Source organism: Myxococcus sp. AM011, assembly GCF_013372595.1.
Taxonomy (GTDB): Bacteria; Myxococcota; Myxococcia; order Myxococcales; family Myxococcaceae; genus Myxococcus; species Myxococcus eversor.
The window spans coordinates 1-415 of record NZ_JABXEM010000663.1; the positions used below are offsets into that span (position 1 = coordinate 1).

At 70.1% G+C, this 415-nt stretch carries 1 pseudogene; it reads right to left on the reverse strand.

The window, feature by feature from the left end:
* Positions 1 to 130: 130 nt before the first annotated feature.
* Positions 131 to 415 (reverse strand): annotated as a pseudogene (gene pgi / locus HUW62_RS47915) (glucose-6-phosphate isomerase); the annotation flags it as partial.

Below are 415 nucleotides of genomic sequence, written 5' to 3' on the forward strand. Positions count from 1 at the left end.
TCCCCACGGAGTGCGCGCGCGCCCAGCTCAACCCCTGCACAGCCCCGGCGAGGCCCTGTCCCATGACGGCCCAGGCTATCCGCCGCCCGGGCCCGTCAAGCATTGCCCCGCCGGGCAATCACAGTGTCCGCTACCCCGCCTGGAAGCGGGCTTCCGCGGGGCGCTCACCACCGGAGCGCTTCACGCCGTGGTCACCGTTGGCGGACAGGTGCTCCAGCAGCTTGAACACCGTCTCCGCCTCGTCCGGCGCGCCGATGTCCTGGGCCAGTTGATCCGCCGAGCGCGCCTCCGTCTTCGCCGTCTGCAACTTCGCCAGCAGCTTGCCCTGCAATTCCAACACGCGGCCCGCGGCCTTCTTGCCCGCCTCCACGCCCGGCTGGTGATAGGCATTGATGTTCACGAGGCTGGCGTAGAG